Here is a 17277-nt window from a genome sequence, read left to right as displayed (position 1 = left end):
ATTCACTGACCTACTGCTGCGTCGGGCCCAGGTGGAACAGCCGATCGGCCTAATACGAACGAAGTATCACCTCAGTCCAGGGTGAAGGGGTCGTACTTGATCCGGCCGAGGTCCGTGCCCGCGGCGAGCAGTTTCGCGATGGTCGCCCGGATCATCGACGGCGACCCGGCGACGTACACGTCACGCTCCTTCCAGGCCCCGCGCTGCGTCACCGCCGTCGCCAGCGTGCCGCGGTCGCCGCCGGTGACGGCGCCTTCCTCGGTCACCGGTGTCACCGTCAGCCAAGGGCAGGTGACGGTGAGCCCGCGGAGTTCGTCGAGGGCGTAGAGGTCTTCCGGACGGCGCCCGCCGAAGAAGAGGTGCACCGGCGGGTTGTTCTTCCAGCGCGACATGTCGTCGAGCAGGGCGAGCAACGGCGCGACGCCGGTGCCGCCGCCGATCATCAGCAGCGGACGGCTTTCCGTGTGATTCACCGAAAGCGCGCCGAGCGACGGGCCGAGGCGCCAGACGTCGCCGAACCGGGTGTGGTGGACGATCGCGCGCGAGACCCAGCCGCCGCGCACGGCGTGCACGTGGAACTCCATCGTCCCGTCGTCGTGCGGCGCGGTGGCGGGCGAGAAGTACCGCCACATCCGCGGCCGTTGCGGGACCTCGACGCTCACATAGCCGCCGGCCCGGTACGGCAGCGGCTGATCGGTGCGCACCTTGACGATGGCGACGTCACGGGACACGACGCGGTGTTCGATGACGGTCGCCTTCCACCACGCCGGCCCGACCTCCTTGCCCGCGGCCTCGCGCATGCTCTTCGAAATGACGCCGTATGCGGTGACCCAGGCGTCCTCCACCTCGGGAGTCCAGTCGTCCTTCAAGAACCTTTTCAACGCGGCGATCAGTGCGACGCCGACGGCGTCGTAATGGCGGCCGAGGACGTCGAACTTCCGGTGGTCCCGGCCGAGCTGGCTGAGGAACGTGGCCAGTTCGTCGGGCCGGTCCACCATCTGCACGACGTAGACGAGGGCGCGCAGCAAACGATTTCGCTGCGTGGCCATGTTGATCGGGAAGAGCGCCCTGGCGTCGGGTGAAACGGCGAAGAGTGCCCCGTAGAAGTATTGGGACAACTCCTCGGACTTCGTTTCGACGGCGGCGAAACTCTCCCTGATGAGCTTGGCCAGCTGGACGGACTTGTCCGCCGTCGGCGTCTCGATCAAGGGTGGGACGGGAATCGGTGAGGATCTGGACGAACTGGGCGGATGCTCGTACTTCACTGTTTCGGCGGTCATGGGTGAACGATTTTCTCCAGTTGGATCGGGCATATTCTCCAGACCCGATGTCATCGTGCTCGTGTTCCCCCGAGGGTTCTCGACTGTATGCCCGAAAGTCGCGAAAGGATCCACGAATGTTTGTTTCCCGCTCGAACGGAGCAAACGATATACGCGCCGTCAACCCCGTCTGGCACTAAGTAAAGGAATGCGTGATCGGCCGATCGGGTGGGTTTTTCTCTGTGCTTACGAGATCACGTAACGCGGCCGAACACCATTGTGGAATCGAATTGCCTAGTCGATGGTGAAGGGGTCGTACGCGATCTGGTCGAGCGCGCTGCCCGCGACCAGCATCCGGGACACCGTCGCCCGGATCATCGCGGGCGAGCCGGCGACGAGGATCCGGTGCCCCGGCCAGGATCCTTGCTGTGTAACGGCTTCCGCGAGCGTGCCCTGCACGCAGCCGGGGGCTTCTTCACCGTGCTCGACCACCGGGGTCACGGTGAGCCACGGGTTCGTGGCCGCCAGGGCGCGCAACTCGTCGAGGTCGTAGAGGTCCTCACGCGACGGTCCGCCGTAGAACAACTGCACTTTCGGGTTCTCGCCCCACTGCGCCAGATCGTCCAAGATGGCGCGCAGCGGCGCGACACCGGTGCCGCCCGCGATCATCAGGACGTCGCGGCCGTCGGTCCGGTCGACCGAAAGCCTGCCGAGCGGCGGTCCGAGCCGCCAGACGTCGCCGGGCTGCGTGTGGCTCACGATGGCGCGCGACACCCAGCCGCCGTCGACCGCGCGCACGTGGAACTCGATGCCGCCGTCCTCGCGCGGCGCGTTCGCCGGCGAAAGGTAGCGCCAGAGCCTCGGCCGCTGCGGTACTTCGACGCTCATGTACTGGCCGGGCAGGTAGGGCACCGGGAATTCGGGCTGGACGCGGACCAGGGCGAGATCCCAGGTGAGCCGCCGGTGTTCGAGTACGGTCGCCGACCACGACGCCGGGTTGACGTCGGCCGCGGCGGCCTCCTGCATCGCGCGGGCGACGATGGTGAACGCCTCCGCCCAGGCCCGTTCGACCTCGGGTGTCCAGTCCGGACCGAGGTGGTTCTTGAGCGAGGCGAGCAGCGCGGTGCCGACGGCCTCGTAGTGCCGCGGGATGACGCCGAACTTGCGGTGGTCGCGGCCGAGCTGGGTCAGGAACGGGACGAGATCGTCCGGCCGGTCGACCATCTGCACGATGTGGACCAGCGCGCGGACCAGCCTGCCGCGCTGGACCTCCATGTTGATGGGGAAGAAGTCGCGGGTGGCAGGCGCGAGGGTGAACAGCATCCCGTAGAAGAACTGCGAGATCTCCGGGATGAAGGGTTCCGACTTCGCCCAGGTGTCCCGGATGAGCCGCACCATCGCGGTGACGGCGGGCGGCGCTTCACGCGGCGCCGAAGACCGCGGGACCGGGCTGACCGCGTCGGCCGTCACGGGCTGGGAGTCGCTGATCGGGAAGCGCATACCGGAAGACAGTTCCCCGGATTCACGTACGAGGGTCCACTGGAGAAGAATTCACGGATCATTCACCTCTCCGGTCAGTGGCTGTCGGCCGGTCGGCTGAGTTCCGGCTCGTTCGCGAGACTAGCCGCCGAGAGACCTTTTGCCTGCATCGTTGCTCCGGACGGGTGTACTCGAAGCCGGTCCACAGTGGGCGATCTCACGAGGTAAATAGTTGTCTTACGCAAGTGTCGCCGAATAAAGTTGTACTGTACAAGTAGCCAGGAGGGACCGATGAGCTCCGCGGACGACGCCAGGGTCGAGCTGATGCGTGAGTTGAAGGCCGCCTCGCAGCTGCAGCACGCCTGGATAATGCAGGCGTGGCAGGACGACCCCGGGTTGCATCCGGCGGCCGCGATGCTGCTGTCGGATCTGGCGAAGCACGGCGAGGCACGCCCTTCCGAGTTGGCCAAACGACGCTTTGTGGACCTTTCGGTCGTAAGTCGTCAAATTTCCCAGCTGTCCGCGGCGGGCATGGTCGACCGCCGTCCGGCGCCCGAAGACGGCCGCGCGTCGATCATCAGCATCTCCGAGCGCGGGCGCGCGGAGCTGGGCCGCAGACGGGCCGGTTATCTGGAGTTCATGGAGCGCGCGCTGGGCGGCTGGGACGACGAAAAGGTCCTCGAACTGACCACCCGCCTGGCGGAGATGAACGCCGACGTCCGCGCCGCCCTGTCCGTGCGGACCTGCGACGTTTGAGGGCGGCCGTTGCTACCCGCCGGTCTTGACTGAACGGACCTTTCGTAGCGCTGTGACGCCGGTAGCGTCGTATCTGTGCGTAACCGGGTCGCATTGCTGGTCGCCTTGGGAATCGACAACTTCGGCTCGGGACTGTTCCTCCCGCTCGGGCTGGTCTTCGTCATCCGCGTGGTGGGTCTCCCCCTCGCTCAGGCGGGGAGTGCGGTCACTCTCGGTGCGTTGGCCGGCCTGCTCGTCCCCGCGTTCGCCGGACGGCTCGTCGACCTGATCGGCCCGCGGACGGTGATGATCTGCGCCCACGTCCTGCAGGCCGCCGGGGTGGGTGCTTTCCTGCTGGCCCGCGGCTTCGCCGGGGTCGTCGGCGCGTCCGTCATGCTCGCGGCAGGGCAGCAGCTGTTCTACAGCTCGCAGTTCTCGCTCATCGCCGACGTCGCGGGCGAAGGGCCGAAGGACCGGCCGTTCGCCGAAGCCGCGATGGTCCGCTCCGCGGGCTTCGGGCTGGGCGGGCTCGCGGCGGCAGGGCTGCTGGTCTGGATCGGGCGCGAAGGCCTCTACGTCGCCGTGATGATCGACGTCGCCACCTTCGTCATCGCCGCCGCCATCCTCTCGACTCTCGTGACGCCCGCCCCTCGGCACCTGCGGCGGTGCCCGGGGTCCGTGCGGGTCTGGCGGGACCGTCCGTACCTGGCGCTCATCGTGTTCAGCGGTCTCTTCGCGCTCACGATGGACTTCTTCCTCATCGGGATGCCCGTGTACGTCTTCAATGCGTTGCAGGGGCCTCGATGGCTACCTGGGGCGATCATCGCGCTGCTCACCGTCGTCACCAGTCTGGGTGGAGTCGTCGGGCTGCGGCTGACCAGGAAGCTGACCCGGATCGCCGCGATGCGCGCGGGTTCGGCGTTGTTCGCGGTGTGGTGCCTCGCCTGCCTGATGGTGGTGTTCGTGCCGAAGGTGTTCCAGCCGGTTTACCTGCTCGGCGCGACCCTCGTGCTGGCCGCGGGCGATCTCGCGTTCGGTCCGCGCTCCGGGGCGCTGGCCGAAGCGGCGGCGCCGCCGGAGGCGCGGGGCCGGTATCTGGCGGCCTTCCAATACGCGTTCACGCTCGCCGCGGTGATCGCTCCGGCCGTCGTCGCGCTGTTCTCCGTGGCAGTCTGGATCCCGTGGGTGCTCGTGGCCGCGTGCGCCTGCACCGCCGTCGTCGGCCTCGGCCGGGTGGGTCCACGGCTGCCCGCGGAGGCCGTCTCCCCGACCGGGGGCTGAAACTTTTCGGAGTTGAGTGGAACAGACTCAACTTTCCTGACGTTGTACCTGTCGACAGAGCTTTGCAAGACCTAGTACGAGGTGAGGGATGGACGCTTTCAACCCGACCACGAAGACCCAGCAGGCGATCTCGTCGGCGGCCCAGGCGGCCACGATGGCGGGAAACCCGCACGTGGCGGCCGCACACCTGCTCGGCGCCCTGCTGGCGCAGGGTGAGGGGCTCACCGCACCGCTGCTGACCGCGGTCGGGGCCGATCCGGCGCAGGTGCACAAGGAGCTGGAGCCGCTGATCGCGGCGTTGCCGTCGGCGACCGGCGCCACCGTGTCGAGCCCGCAGTTCGACACGAACGCCGTCAAGGCGCTGACGCACGCGCAGAAGCTCGCGACCGAACTCGGCGACGAATACGTCTCGACGGAGCACCTCCTCGTCGGCCTCGCCACCGAAGGCGGGCCGGTGGCCGAGCTGCTCAAACGGCACGGCGCCACCCCGGACGCGCTGCGCGAGGCGTTCGCCAAGGTGCGTGGCTCCGCGCGGATCACCAGCGCCGATCCCGAAAGCACGTTCAAGGCGCTGGAGAAGTACGGCGTCGACCTGACCGAGCGCGCCCGGGCGGGCGAGCTGGACCCGGTGATCGGTCGTGACACCGAGATCCGCCGCGTGGTGCAGGTGCTCTCGCGCCGCACCAAGAACAACCCGGTGCTGATCGGCGAACCCGGCGTCGGCAAGACGGCCATCGTCGAAGGGCTCGCCCAGCGCATCGTCGCCGGTGACGTGCCGGAGTCGCTGCGCGGCAAGCGCGTGGTGGCGCTGGACCTCGGCTCGATGGTCGCGGGCGCCAAGTTCCGCGGCGAGTTCGAAGAGCGGCTGAAGGCCGTGCTCAAGGAGATCACCGACTCCGCGGGCGAGGTCGTCACCTTCATCGACGAGCTGCACACCATCGTCGGCGCCGGCGCGACCGGTGAGGGCGCGATGGACGCGGGCAACATGATCAAGCCGATGCTCGCCCGCGGTGAGTTGCGGATGGTCGGCGCGACCACGCTCGACGAGTACCGCGAGCACATCGAGAAGGACGCCGCGCTGGAGCGGCGCTTCCAGCAGGTGCTGGTCGGCGAACCGTCCCCTGAGGACACCATCGCCATCCTGCGCGGGCTCAAGGAGCGGTACGAGGTGCACCACGGTGTGCGCATCACCGACGCCGCGCTGGTCGCCGCCGCGACGCTGTCCGACCGCTACATCACCGCCCGGTTCCTGCCGGACAAGGCGATCGACCTGGTCGACGAGGCCGCTTCGAAGCTCCGCATGGAGATCGACTCGCGGCCCGTCGAGATCGACGAGGTCGAGCGCGCCGTGCGGCGGATGGAGATCGAGGAGATGGCGTTGTCCAAAGAGGACGATGCCGCGTCCAAGGAGCGCCTCGCCGCGCTGCGCTCGGAACTGGCCGAAAAGCGGGAAACGCTGACCGCGCTGACCGCGCGCTGGCAGAACGAGAAGGGCTCGATCGAACGCGTCCGCGAACTCAAGGAGCAGCTGGAGCAGCTGCGCGGCGAGTCCGAACGCGCCGAACGCGACGGCGACCTCGGCAAGGCCGCCGAACTCCGCTACGGCCGGATTCCCGCGCTGGAGAAGGAGTTCCAGGCCGCGACCGAGGCGAACGAGGTCAGCCAGCAGAACGTCATGCTCAAGGAGGAGGTCAGCGCGGACGACGTCGCCGACGTGGTCAGCGCGTGGACCGGCATCCCGGCCGGACGGCTGCTGGAAGGCGAGACGGGCAAGCTGCTCCGGATGGAGGAGGAGCTCGGCAAGCGGGTCGTCGGGCAGAAGGAGGCCGTGCAGGTCGTCTCGGACGCGGTGCGCCGCACCCGGGCCGGCGTCGCCGACCCCGACCGGCCGACCGGTTCGTTCCTGTTCCTCGGCCCGACCGGTGTCGGCAAGACCGAGCTGGCGAAGGCGCTGGCGGAGTTCCTGTTCGACGACGAGCGCGCGATGCTGCGGATCGACATGAGCGAGTACGCCGAGAAGCACTCGGTGGCGCGCCTGGTCGGTGCGCCCCCGGGCTACGTCGGCTACGACCAGGGCGGGCAGCTGACCGAGTCGGTGCGCAGGCGGCCGTATTCGGTGGTGCTGCTGGACGAGGTCGAGAAGGCGCACCCGGACGTGTTCGACGTGCTCCTGCAGGTGCTCGACGACGGACGGCTCACCGACGGCCAGGGCCGCACGGTCGACTTCCGCAACACGATCCTGGTGCTGACGTCGAACCTCGGCTCGCAGGCCATCGCCGACCCGGCGCTCGACGAGCGTCAGCGCAACGACGCGGTGATGTCGGTGGTGCAGCGGCAGTTCAAACCGGAGTTCCTGAACCGGTTGGACGACATCGTGGTCTTCCACGCGCTGGGCACCGACGAGCTGACGTCCATTGTGGACATCCAGATCGAGCGGCTCGCCACGCGGCTTTCGCGTCGCCGCCTGACGCTGGAGGTCACCGACGGGGCACGCGAGTGGCTCGCGCTGAACGGCTTCGACCCGATCTACGGCGCGCGGCCGCTGCGGCGGCTCGTGCAGTCGGCGATCGGCGACAAGCTGGCGAAACAGCTGCTGGCCGGTGAGATCCGGGACGGCGACACGGTCCGGGTGGACATCCCGGCCCAGGAGGCGTCGGATGCCCTGACGGTCACGCGGGTGGACTGAGGCCTCGTGAGTGGCAAGGACGGCTAGAACCGTCCTTGCCTTCTATACCTCCTTGTCCGAAGTCCGTGAAGGCCTCCTTGAGGGACCCAGAGTCCCTCAAGGAGGCCTTCACGGACTAAGCACACAGGCGCGACGTGAGCGATGGCGTGACTCGCGTGATTGGAGCCCGCACCCGGGGTGTTCCTCCTCTGATCACGTGAGTTCCGCCTTCGATCACGCGAGTCACGCCGCTGATCACGTGAGTGCGGTGCCTGAACGAGATCCGGCGACTATGCGTGCCCAGCCGGACGACTCACGTGATCAGACGGACGACACGCGTGACTGGGTGGACGACACGAGAGTCGTCCGGCTGATCACGCGTGTCGTCCGTCCAATCACCGGTGTCGTCCGTCTGATCACATGCGATCGCCTGCCATTCACAAGCGTTGGCGACACGGCGATTTGTCGACCTTTCCTTGCGTCTTTCGTGGTCTTTCCCGGGTGCCGCACCGAAAGGGGCGCGCGACACGGCGCCCGGCGATCACATCCGGTGAGGGCAGGGGGATACCCTGACCGTCGTGGGTATTCCGGCGTGGATCTGGTTCGTCATCGCCGCCGTCGCCTTGGTGGCGGGGCTGGCGCTGCTCGCGGCCGACCGGGCGAAGGAGGGCTCGCGCAATCGCGAGCGCATGCGCTGGGCCGAGCTGCGCGGCTGGCAGTTCGTCGAAGAGGACGAGCGGTTGCCGCGGCAGTGGTCCAACGGCGCGATCGGCTACTTCGGCGCGCAGCTGGCGGTCAACGTCGTGGCCGGGTCCACCTTCACCTCCGACGGACGGCGCCCCGTCTTCATCTTCGACATCGAGACCGAGGGCCAGATCCCAGCGGTCGTGGTCGCCGTGCGCTGCAACCGCGTGCACGAGACGCCGCTGGAGATGTGGCTGTCCAGCGTGCCGTTCCAGCGCCAGGACATGCCCGAGATGCTCGGCCCGATCGGTCAGCGCTACGCCTTCGCGGACGACTCCGAGGGCGCCCGCAAGGTGATCACGCAGGAACTCGTCGACGCGGCGGATTCGCTCGGCGGTGACGTCGGCGTGGCGTGGCTGGAGAACGAGTGGGTGCTCGCGAGCGTCGCCCCGAACGCCGGGCCGTCGCGGCTCGAGCGGCTGCTGCGCGACCTCGGCGAGATCGCCGACATCGTCGACCCGTTCGACGAGGAGTACGACAACGCCCCGACCCCGGGCCGCCACTGGCAGACCGAGACCCCTGACGACATCGAGCCGCAGGCCTAAGTCGGTTTGAGCTCCAGCGGGAGCGCTCCGGCGACGTAGCCGGTGTGCGTCGGCTGACCGAGCAGCGTCAGGTCGAGCGTCCCGGACTGCGTCACATGCCCCGCCTGCGCAGGATCGGCGGTGGGCAGGACCCCGCGCACGGACGACGTCGTGGTGCCGCGGGCGGACGCGACCTCGCCGATGCCGAGGTCGCCGCTGATGGTGTGCGAACCGGCTCCGGTCAGTTCACCGCCGTGCTGCGCCAGATCCACGTCCTGTCCGGTGGTCACCAGCCCGGTCCCCGGGCCGACGGTGCCGCCGAGCGCGTGTTCCTGGCCGAAGGCGGCGCCCGAGCCGACGTCGAGCGGGAGAACACCCTTGAACCGGCCGTTGCCGTGCTGCGTCGACGTCGTCCCGACGGCCGCGAGGTCACCGAAGTCGACCGCGTGGCCCGACGACCGACCGGCCTCCAGGACACCGCCGAGGTCGCCGGTGAACCCGCCGTCGAGCCGGACGGCGCGGTCGAGAGTGCCGCCTGCTCGCTGGTCCGTCTCGTTGATCACGCCGATCCCCGGCAGCGGGCGGACGGCGTGGTAGGTCCCCTCGGCCGCGCGGAGCCCGCGGCCGTCCTGGGAGACGAAGGTGGGGACGCCGGTGCGCGGGTCGAGCGCGACCTCGGTCAGCCGGGCGCCGGTCCGCTCGAGTTCGGTCTCGTTCCCGGCGACGACGCTGCCGTAGCGGTCGACCTTCACGGCTTCGCGCTGGCCTTGCTTGAGGGTCTCGACGGTCTTCGCCGCGCCGAGCGCGCCGACTTTGTCCGGGCGGGCCGTGACACTCTCGCGGGTCTCGACGGTCTCGCTCACCGAGCGGCGGACGTCCGCGACGACCTTCGCGTCGCCGAGGTCCTTGCCGAAGACGTTCCGTTCGGTGTTGGTCAAGAAACCGCGAAAGACGGATGTGTCGCCTTCGGTGGTGAAGCCGGCTCCGCGGTCGAGGCTGCCTTCGCGCTGGTGGTCGAGGGGCAGCGGGATCGACGGGTCGGTCTGGGTGGCGATCGCGGTGGCCGGGCCGGCGAGCAACAACGCCAGCGGCGCCGCGCCGACCGCGACTTTGGGCAGGTAGCTCGGCTTGCGCCTGCTGTGCTTCCCCATGGGGGCGGACGATACTTCCCGACTCCGGCCATTGCACGTCAAATCCCCACGGTGGGTGACCCCCACGCTCGCCTCATCCGAGCGTCTTCCCGGAATCCGACCGAGGAGTAGGTTCGGCGGCATGACACAGACCGCCCTGATCACCGGTGCCACCGCCGGCATCGGTGCGCAGTTCGCGCGCCGGCTCGCCGCCGAGGGGTACGACCTCGTGCTCGTCGCCCGCGACGTCGACCGGCTGGAGGGCTTCGCGGCGGAACTGATCGAGGCGCACGGCGTCGACGTCGTCGTCCTGCCCGCCGATCTGTCCGAAGTGGACGGACGTGCGCTGGTCGAAGCCCGCCTGGAAGGCGAGCCGGTGGACCTGCTGGTGAACAACGCGGGCTTCGGCCTCAACGGCGATTTCTGGACCATCCCGCCGGACGCGCTGCAGCGTCAGCTCGACGTCAACGTCACGGCCGTCCTGCGGCTGACCCGCGCCGCGCTGCCGGGCATGATCGACCGCGGCGAGGGCGCGATCATCAACGTCAGCTCGGTCGCCGGTTTCTTCAGCGGCCGCGGCTCGACGTACACCGCCAGCAAGAACTGGGTCACCTCGTTCACCGAGGGCATCGCCGCCTCGCTGCCGAAGAACATCCGCATGATGGCGCTGTGCCCCGGGTTCACCACCACGGAGTTCCACGAGCGGGCGGGACTGGACAAGCCAGGACCGAAGGCGTTCTGGCTCGGTGTCGACCAGGTCGTCGACGAGGCGCTCGCGGATCTGCGCCGCGGCAAGGTTATTTCGGTGCCGAGCCTGCAGTACAAGGCGCTCGTCGCGGTCGGCGGATTGCTGCCGAGGGCGGTGCTGCGCAAACTCGGCGGCGGTTTCGGCGGCAAGGGCCGCACCTAGTCGTCATCGGCGGTTTCGATGGACCGCACACCTTCGGTCGCGGCGAGCACGGTCGGGGCGGCGGTGTGATCGGGGCCGGTGAGGTCGAGTGAGACCGTCACCTCGCCGTCGCGGTCGTCGGTGATCCGCAAGGACGTGATCGACCATCGGTGGCTCGTGCAGAGCGCGAGCAGATCGCGCAGGACACCCTGCCCGTCCGCGTAACTCACGCGCAGCCTGGTCGTGCCCGTGCCGCCCGGAAGATGCTCGGTCAGCCAAGTGAAACCGAGTACCACCACGAAATGCATGGCCGTCACGACGACCGCCAGCAGCAGCAACCCGGCACCGGCCGCCATCCCGATGGCCGCGGTCTCCCAGACCGCCGCGGCCGTCGTGAGTCCCCGGATCGCGCCCTGCCTGGTGATGATCAGCCCGGCGCCGAGGAACCCGACACCGGAGACGATCTGCGCCGCGATCCGCGACGGGTCGAGTACCACCTGCCCGGTCGCGAGGATGTCGCCGAAACCGTACTTACTGACCAAAAGGATCAGCGCGGACGCCGTGCCCACGATCGTCTGGGTCCGCAGCCCGGCGCTCTTGCCCCTGATCTGCCGCTCCAGCCCGATCGCCGCCGAAAGCGCGAACGCCGTCGTCAGCTCGCCGATCTGGAGCCAGCCCTGTCCGTTCGAGACCATCACCCCACAGTGCCATCCGGCCCGGCGACGGTTCGAGCTCGCGCCGGGCGGGTACGCGCGGATCATGAAGTCATCACTTCTCGTCATCGCGGTCGCGCTGACGCTGGCCGCTTGTTCCACCGAGCCACCGCCGGGGCCCGCGGCTCCGGGGCCGGAAGCCCAGCCGGTGAAGGCGATCCAAGCCGCGGCGGCCGCCGTGCCCGGCGGGCGGGTGTTCGACGTGGAGCCCGCGAACGACGGCTGGGAGATCAAGGTCGCGTCCGGCGGACAGGAACACAAGATCCGCGTGAGCCGGGACGGCGGTCAGGTCCTCGGCGATCAGCAGACGGCGAAGCCGAGCGACGACCTGGCGAAGATCGCGCAGGCGGACGTCGACGCGGTCAAGGCGCTGCAGACCGCGCAGCAACGGCAGCCGGGCGAGCTCGACGAGATGGAGATCGACCGCGCCACCGACGGTGCCCTCGTCTGGCAGGTCGGGTTGCGTGACGGCAAGGGGATCGAGCACGACCTCGACGTGGACGCCAAGACCGGGGCGGTCAGGTAGGGCCCGCCCTACCAAGGAGACGCACGCTCGCCCCAGGGTGCTTCCGACCTGGGATTCCTAGGGTTTTCACCATGAACCCTGGGTGGAACGGAGACGCGGTCCGGCTCGACGGCGTCCGCAAGGAATACGGCAAGGGCGTCGTCGCGCTGGACGGGGTGACGCTCGCGTTCCCGCGTGGCGGATTCACCGCCGTGATGGGGCCTTCGGGCTCGGGCAAGAGCACCTTCCTGCACTGCGCGGCCGGGCTGGACCGGCCGACGTCCGGATCCGTCGTGCTCGACGGGCAGGAGCTGGCCGGGATGAGCGAGACGAAGCTGACGAAGCTGCGCCGCGACCGGGTGGGCTTCATCTTCCAGGCCTTCAACCTGCTTCCGGCGCTGACCGTCGAGCAGAACGTCACGCTCCCGCAGCAGCTCGCCGGTGCCAAGCCGGATCGTCGCGTCGTCGAGGAGATGCTGGCCCGCGTCGGGCTTTCCGGCCGCCGCAAGCACCTTCCCGGCGAACTGTCCGGCGGGCAGGCACAGCGCGTGGCGATCGCGCGGGCGCTGGTCACCCGGCCCGCGGTGGTCTTCGCCGACGAGCCGACCGGGGCGCTCGACACCCGCACCGCCGCCGAGGTCCTCGAACTGCTGCGCGGTTCGGTCCGCACTACCGGTCAGACGGTGATCATGGTGACTCACGACCCGATGGCGGCCTCGTACGCGGACCGCGTCATCTTCCTGGCCGACGGCAGGATCGCGGACGAACTGCACGCGCCGACCGCGGACGTCGTCGCCGAACGCATGACCCACCTGGGTGCTTGGGGCAGCCCGGTCAGGGCGGGGGCGTGATGCTGCGACTCGCCTTCCGGACCTTGCGCCTGCGCAAGGGCGGTTTCATCGGCACCTTCATCGCCGTCTTCTTCGGCGCGCTGATCGTCGCCTCGTGCGGCGGCCTGATGGAGACGGGGATCCGTGGCAACGCGGAACCGCAGCGGCTCGCGGCCGCTCCGATCCTCGTCACCGGCGGCCAGACCTTCGAGCTGCCCAAGGAGGACCCGGCCTCCCTCGAACCCGACGACAAGCGCAAGTTCGAGGACGCGCGGCTTCCCGAACGCGTCCGGCTCGACGACGGCCTGGTCTCCCGGCTGCGGTCCGTCCCCGGCGTCTCGGACGTCGTCGGCGAAGTGAGCTTCCCGCTCGCGGCGGGCGGGAAACCCGCGCTCGGCCACGCTTGGGACTCCGCCGTCCTGACCCCGTACGCGCTGGTCGCGGGTGCCGCGCCGGTCGCGGGCGAGGTCGTCGTCGAGTCCTCGTCGGGCGCGAAGCCCGGTGACGTCGTGCAGATCGCCGCGCGCGGCAAGACCGAATCGTTCCGCGTCGCCGGAGTGGCCGGTGCGCCGCGTTCGATCACGCAGGCTGCCGTGTTCTTCTCCGCCGCCGACGCCGCCCGGCTCTCCGGGCACCCCGGCAAGGCCGACGTCATCGGTGTCTTCACCGATCCCGGCGCCGACGTCGAAACGGTGCAGGCGAAGGTCGCCGAGGCCGCGTCCGGCGCGAACGTCCTGACCGGTATCGACCGCGGTGTCGCGGAGTTCCCCGAGGCCGATACGAGCGGGACCAACCTGATCGTCATCGCCGCGGTCTCCGGCGGGCTTTCGGTGATGGTCGCGATGTTCGTCGTCGCCAGCACGCTGAGCCTGTCCACCCAGCAGCGTTCGCGGGAACTCGCGCTGATGCGGGCGATCGGCACGACCCCGCGTCAGCTGCGGCGCATGGTGCTCGGCGAAGCGCTGGCCGTCGGCCTGCTCGCCACCGCGCTCGCCGCCTTGTTGGGACCGATCCTCGGCGAGTGGCTGTTCGGTCAGCTCGTCGAGAACGGTGTGGTGCCCCCGGTCCTGCGGTTCTACCAGGGCTGGCTGCCTGCCGTCGTCGGCGCGGGAGCCGCGATGCTCGCGGTGTTCATCGCCGCCTTCGTCGCCGGCCGCCGCGCCGGGAAGATCCGGCCGACCGAGGCGCTCGCCGAGGCCGCGGTCACCCGCCGCTGGCTGACCCCGACCCGGTTCATCGTCGCCGCCCTTTGCTTCGGCGGCGGCACCGCGCTGGCCATCGTGACCGTCGCGGTGATGACCGGACCGATCGCGGCCAGCACCGCCGGCCCCGCGGTGATCCTGTGGGCGATCGGCGTCGCGATGATCACGCCCGGCGTCGCCAAGGTGATGACGGCGATCCTGCAGTGGCCGATGCGCCTGCTCGGCGGTATCGACGCCCGGCTCGCCGTGCTCAACACCCGCGCCGGAATCGTCCGGGCGGCGGGCGCGGTCACCCCGATCATGCTCGCCGTCGGCATCGCGACCGCGAACATCTACCTGCAGACCACCCAGCAGGAGCTGGCGAACCAGGCCTTCACCGAAGACGTCCGGGCGGACGCCGTGATCGGTTCCGTCGCGGGCGGGCTGTCCCCGGACCTCGTCCAGCGGATCCGGGCCGTTCCGGGCGTCGCCGGTGCCTCCGAGTACGTCACCAGCAGCGTGTTCCTCGAGAAGCCGTACGACTCCTCCGACGAGGGGCGCCCGGCGATCGGCCTCACCGCTTCCGGCGCGGCCGCCACGACCGACACCAGGGTGACCCAGGGCGATCTGACGGCGCTGACCGGCCTGACCGTCGCGCTCCCCGAGGTCTTCGCGAAGGACTACGGCCGCGGCCTCGGCGACACGCTCAGCCTGCGGCTCGGCGACGGCGCCCCCGTCGACGTCAAGGTCGTCGCGGTGACCAGCCAGCGCCCCGGCTTCGAAAGCCTGCTGCTCCCGGCCGGTCTCCTGGCCCCGCACACCACCGCCGGGCTCGCCCCGCAGATGCTGGTCCGCGCCGCCCCGGAGGTCGATCCGGCGGTGCTCACCGAGCGGCTCCGCGAGGCGACGGCCGGACTGCCGGTGTCCGTCGGCGACCGGGCGGCGCTCGTCGCGGCGCACGACAAGGACCAGGCCGTCGGCGCGTGGGTGAACTACCTGCTGGTCGGGATGATCATCGCCTACACGGTGATTTCGGTCGCCAACACGCTCGTGATGGCGACCGTGCGGCGGCGCCGCGAGTTCGGCCTCCAGCGGCTCACCGGCTCGACGAGGGCACAGGTGCTGCGGATGGCCGGCTTCGAAGGCGGGCTCGTCGCACTGGTCGGGATCGTGCTCGGCACCGTCGTCTCGGCGGGTGCGATCGTCCCGTTCTGCCTGGTGGCGGCCGATTCGCTGCTGCCGATGGGCTCGCCGCTGATCTACCTGACCATCATCGGGCTCGCCGCGGCCCTCGCGCTGGCGGCGACCCTGATCCCGGCCTGGGCGGCCACCCGCGGCCCGGCCGTCGACGCGGCGACGGCCGGCAGTGACTAGAGCTACCGTCGAAGGACCCGGCGGGCCGTGTGTAAGACTCTCGGCCGTGGCGTACCCCGGGTTGGATCAAGCGGCGAAACTCGAACTGGCGAGACTGGTCGGCGAACTCGCCGTCGTGCACGGCAAGGTGACCTTGTCCTCTGGCAAGGAAGCCGACTACTACATCGACCTTCGGCGGGCGACGCTGCATCACGCGGCCGCGCCGCTCATCGGGAAGCTGCTCCGGCAGCTCACGCACGACTGGGACTACGTCGCCGCCGGCGGCCTGACCCTCGGCGCGGACCCGGTGGCGCTGGCGATGCTGCACTCCGCGGCGACCGACGGCGTCGTGCTCGACGCGTTCGTCGTCCGCAAGGCCGTCAAGGAACACGGCATGCAGCGCCGGATCGAAGGCGTCGAGGTGCTGGGGCAGCGCGTGCTGGCCGTCGAGGACACCTCGACCACCGGCGGCAGCGTCCTCACCGCCGTCGAGGCGCTGCGCGAGGCCGGAGCGAACGTGGTCGGTGTCGCGACGGTCGTCGACCGGGACACCGGAGCGCGCGAGGCCATCGAGAAGGAGGGCCTCGAATACCGTTACATCCTGAACAAGGACGATCTCGGTCTGTCCTGAGTAAAGCGTCCCGAAGGGGGCATCCTCCGTGTGCGAACGGAGGATGCCCCTTTTTTCGTGAGCGTTTCTCAATACGAGAGGGGTAACGTCGCTGGTAGGGGTGTGAAAGGGGGCTTGAGGTGGCGGGTTTCCTGGCGAACGTGACAGTCGCGGTGCACATTTTCGCACTGTTGTTCATAGGATTCGGCGGTTTCCTGGCGTGGCGGTGGCCGAAGGTGATCTTCGTGCATGTGTTCTTCGCCGCATGGGGTGTCCTCGTCAACGTCTTCCCGTGGCCCTGCCCGCTGACCGCGGCCGAGAACTACTTCCGGCACCAGCAGGGCCTCGGCGACCTGCCCGGCGGCTTCAACGCCTACTACCTCTACGACACCGTGTTCCCGCGTTCGTCGCTGCCGGTCGTCGTCGTGATCGCGATGGCGACGGTGATCATCTCCTACGTCGGCGCGTATCAGCGCTGGCGTCACCGCCACCACGACGGAGACGCACCGGCGCACCGCGTCAGCATGGGTTAGTGGTCACCATCGGAAGTCCTCCGAGGGTCTCGACGGCCCAGCTTCCCGCTGGGCGCACGGCCGCGAGGCCCGAGTACGGACCCGGTACGAGGACCTCGCGGCCGCGCACCCAGCGGAAACCTGGATCCGCCGAATACCCCCGAAGGACTTCCGATGGCGACCACTGGGTGACAATCACCGGGTGAACTCGGAAGAAGCCGGGCCCACCGAATGGGTGGCGCGGGAAGAGGTCGGCGTCGGTCCGTGGGAGGGCGAGTGGCCCGCGGACGAGCGCTACGACCCGGAACTCCTGGCCAACGGTGATCGCCGCAACGTCGTCGACCCGTACCGCTACTGGCGGCGGGAGGCCATCGTGTCCGATGTGGACGGTCGTCGGCATCCGTTCCACGTGGCGATCGAGAACTTCCAGCACGACCACAACATCGGCACCGTGGTCCGGACGGCGAACGCGTTCGCCGCGGCGGCGGTGCACATCGTCGGGCGGCGGCGCTGGAACCGGCGCGGCGCCATGGTGACCGACCGCTACCAGCACCTTCTCCACCACGAGGACGTCAACGGCCTGCTGACCTTCGCCGCGACGGAAGGCCTCGCCGTGGTCGCCGTCGACAACACGCCCGGTTCGCAGCCCGTCGAGACCGCCGAACTGCCGCGCGAGTGTGTCCTGCTGTTCGGCCAGGAAGGGCCGGGGTTGTCGGCCGAGGCGCAGAAGACGGCGTCGCTGGTCGTTTCGATCGCGCAGTTCGGCACGACCCGCTCGATCAACGCCGGCGTCGCCGCCGGGATCGTCATGCACGCCTGGGTCCGGCAGCACGCCGATCTCGCCCAAGCCTGGTGACCCCCGCATTT

Annotated in this window: 15 protein-coding genes; 11 read left to right on the top strand and 4 right to left on the bottom strand. The window is 69.5% G+C overall.

The window, feature by feature from the left end:
- Window positions 1-71 precede the first annotated feature (71 nt).
- Both AMK34_RS15570 and AMK34_RS15565 read right to left on the bottom strand, forming a co-directional pair.
- Window positions 72-1280 carry a globin domain-containing protein gene (locus AMK34_RS15570; protein ID WP_443111206.1) on the bottom strand — a complete coding sequence of 403 codons (1209 nt, stop codon included), beginning with the start codon at window positions 1278-1280 and terminating at the stop codon, window positions 72-74.
- Between the two features lie 273 nt (window positions 1281-1553).
- Window positions 1554-2759 carry a globin domain-containing protein gene (locus tag AMK34_RS15565; RefSeq protein ID WP_174492084.1) on the bottom strand — a complete coding sequence of 402 codons (1206 nt, stop codon included), beginning with the start codon at window positions 2757-2759 and terminating at the stop codon, window positions 1554-1556.
- Window positions 2760-3029: 270 nt separating this feature from the next.
- Here AMK34_RS15565 and AMK34_RS15560 point away from each other — a divergent pair, with 270 nt between their 5' ends.
- The 4 genes from AMK34_RS15560 (at window position 3030) to AMK34_RS15545 (ending at window position 8708) form a co-directional block, all read left to right on the top strand.
- Complete coding sequence (locus AMK34_RS15560) at window positions 3030-3494, top strand: MarR family winged helix-turn-helix transcriptional regulator (RefSeq protein ID WP_037334501.1); 465 nt, start codon at window positions 3030-3032, stop codon at window positions 3492-3494.
- 75 nt (window positions 3495-3569) lie between these two features.
- Window positions 3570-4754, top strand: coding sequence for an MFS transporter (locus AMK34_RS15555; protein WP_038521610.1), 1185 nt, complete (start codon window positions 3570-3572; stop codon window positions 4752-4754).
- Between the two features lie 88 nt (window positions 4755-4842).
- Window positions 4843-7440 carry an ATP-dependent chaperone ClpB gene (clpB, locus tag AMK34_RS15550; RefSeq protein WP_037334507.1) on the top strand — a complete coding sequence of 866 codons (2598 nt, stop codon included), beginning with the start codon at window positions 4843-4845 and terminating at the stop codon, window positions 7438-7440.
- A gap of 557 nt (window positions 7441-7997) precedes the next feature.
- Window positions 7998-8708: a hypothetical protein gene (locus AMK34_RS15545; RefSeq protein ID WP_038521608.1), complete on the top strand. Its 711-nt coding sequence runs from the start codon at window positions 7998-8000 to the stop codon at window positions 8706-8708.
- Here AMK34_RS15545 and AMK34_RS15540 read toward each other — a convergent pair.
- The gene (locus AMK34_RS15540; protein WP_073845821.1) at window positions 8705-9838 is read right to left on the bottom strand and encodes a hypothetical protein; all 1134 of its coding nucleotides are present in this window, start codon (window positions 9836-9838) and stop codon (window positions 8705-8707) included. The genes AMK34_RS15545 and AMK34_RS15540 overlap by 4 nt on opposite strands.
- A gap of 121 nt (window positions 9839-9959) precedes the next feature.
- Between AMK34_RS15540 and AMK34_RS15535 the strand changes: the two genes are divergently transcribed.
- A complete protein-coding gene (locus AMK34_RS15535; protein WP_038521603.1) occupies window positions 9960-10727 on the top strand; it encodes an SDR family NAD(P)-dependent oxidoreductase in 768 nt (255 codons plus the stop codon).
- Here AMK34_RS15535 and AMK34_RS15530 read toward each other — a convergent pair.
- Window positions 10724-11404, bottom strand: coding sequence for an MgtC/SapB family protein (locus tag AMK34_RS15530; RefSeq protein WP_073846305.1), 681 nt, complete (start codon window positions 11402-11404; stop codon window positions 10724-10726). The genes AMK34_RS15535 and AMK34_RS15530 overlap by 4 nt on opposite strands.
- 61 nt (window positions 11405-11465) lie before the next feature.
- Here AMK34_RS15530 and AMK34_RS15525 point away from each other — a divergent pair, with 61 nt between their 5' ends.
- The 6 genes from AMK34_RS15525 (at window position 11466) to AMK34_RS15500 (ending at window position 17266) form a co-directional block, all read left to right on the top strand.
- Window positions 11466-11945, top strand: coding sequence for a PepSY domain-containing protein (locus tag AMK34_RS15525; protein WP_083649871.1), 480 nt, complete (start codon window positions 11466-11468; stop codon window positions 11943-11945).
- 71 nt (window positions 11946-12016) lie between these two features.
- The gene (locus tag AMK34_RS15520) at window positions 12017-12775 is read left to right on the top strand and encodes an ABC transporter ATP-binding protein (protein WP_073845820.1); all 759 of its coding nucleotides are present in this window, start codon (window positions 12017-12019) and stop codon (window positions 12773-12775) included.
- The gene (locus AMK34_RS15515) at window positions 12775-15309 is read left to right on the top strand and encodes an FtsX-like permease family protein (RefSeq protein ID WP_073846304.1); all 2535 of its coding nucleotides are present in this window, start codon (window positions 12775-12777) and stop codon (window positions 15307-15309) included. Before AMK34_RS15520 ends, AMK34_RS15515 begins: the two co-directional genes overlap by 1 nt.
- A 46-nt stretch (window positions 15310-15355) precedes the next feature.
- A complete protein-coding gene (gene pyrE / locus AMK34_RS15510; protein WP_007032460.1) occupies window positions 15356-15919 on the top strand; it encodes an orotate phosphoribosyltransferase in 564 nt (187 codons plus the stop codon).
- A gap of 119 nt (window positions 15920-16038) precedes the next feature.
- Window positions 16039-16431, top strand: a complete 393-nt coding sequence (locus tag AMK34_RS15505; RefSeq protein WP_073845819.1) for a DUF2784 domain-containing protein — start codon at window positions 16039-16041, stop codon at window positions 16429-16431.
- A 181-nt stretch (window positions 16432-16612) separates the two neighbouring features.
- The gene (locus AMK34_RS15500; protein WP_073845818.1) at window positions 16613-17266 is read left to right on the top strand and encodes a TrmH family RNA methyltransferase; all 654 of its coding nucleotides are present in this window, start codon (window positions 16613-16615) and stop codon (window positions 17264-17266) included.
- The last annotated feature ends 11 nt before the right edge of the window (window positions 17267-17277 follow it).

The sequence above is a fragment of the Amycolatopsis sp. CB00013 genome (assembly GCF_001905755.1).
In the GTDB taxonomy this organism is placed as follows: Bacteria; Actinomycetota; Actinomycetes; order Mycobacteriales; family Pseudonocardiaceae; genus Amycolatopsis; species Amycolatopsis japonica.
Note: the sequence above shows the minus strand (reverse complement) of the source record. Positions and strands in the feature narration are given on the sequence as shown.

Coding starts and splice junctions, on each gene's coding strand:
- AMK34_RS15570 (WP_443111206.1), bottom strand. CDS start 1,280: ATGACCGCCGAAACAGTGAAGTACGAGCATCCGCCCAGTTCGTCCAGA.
- AMK34_RS15565 (WP_174492084.1), bottom strand. CDS start 2,759: ATGCGCTTCCCGATCAGCGACTCCCAGCCCGTGACGGCCGACGCGGTC.
- AMK34_RS15560 (WP_037334501.1), top strand. CDS start 3,030: ATGAGCTCCGCGGACGACGCCAGGGTCGAGCTGATGCGTGAGTTGAAG.
- clpB (WP_037334507.1), top strand. CDS start 4,843: ATGGACGCTTTCAACCCGACCACGAAGACCCAGCAGGCGATCTCGTCG.
- AMK34_RS15540 (WP_073845821.1), bottom strand. CDS start 9,838: ATGGGGAAGCACAGCAGGCGCAAGCCGAGCTACCTGCCCAAAGTCGCG.
- AMK34_RS15535 (WP_038521603.1), top strand. CDS start 9,960: ATGACACAGACCGCCCTGATCACCGGTGCCACCGCCGGCATCGGTGCG.
- AMK34_RS15525 (WP_083649871.1), top strand. CDS start 11,466: ATGAAGTCATCACTTCTCGTCATCGCGGTCGCGCTGACGCTGGCCGCT.
- AMK34_RS15520 (WP_073845820.1), top strand. CDS start 12,017: ATGAACCCTGGGTGGAACGGAGACGCGGTCCGGCTCGACGGCGTCCGC.
- AMK34_RS15515 (WP_073846304.1), top strand. CDS start 12,775: ATGCTGCGACTCGCCTTCCGGACCTTGCGCCTGCGCAAGGGCGGTTTC.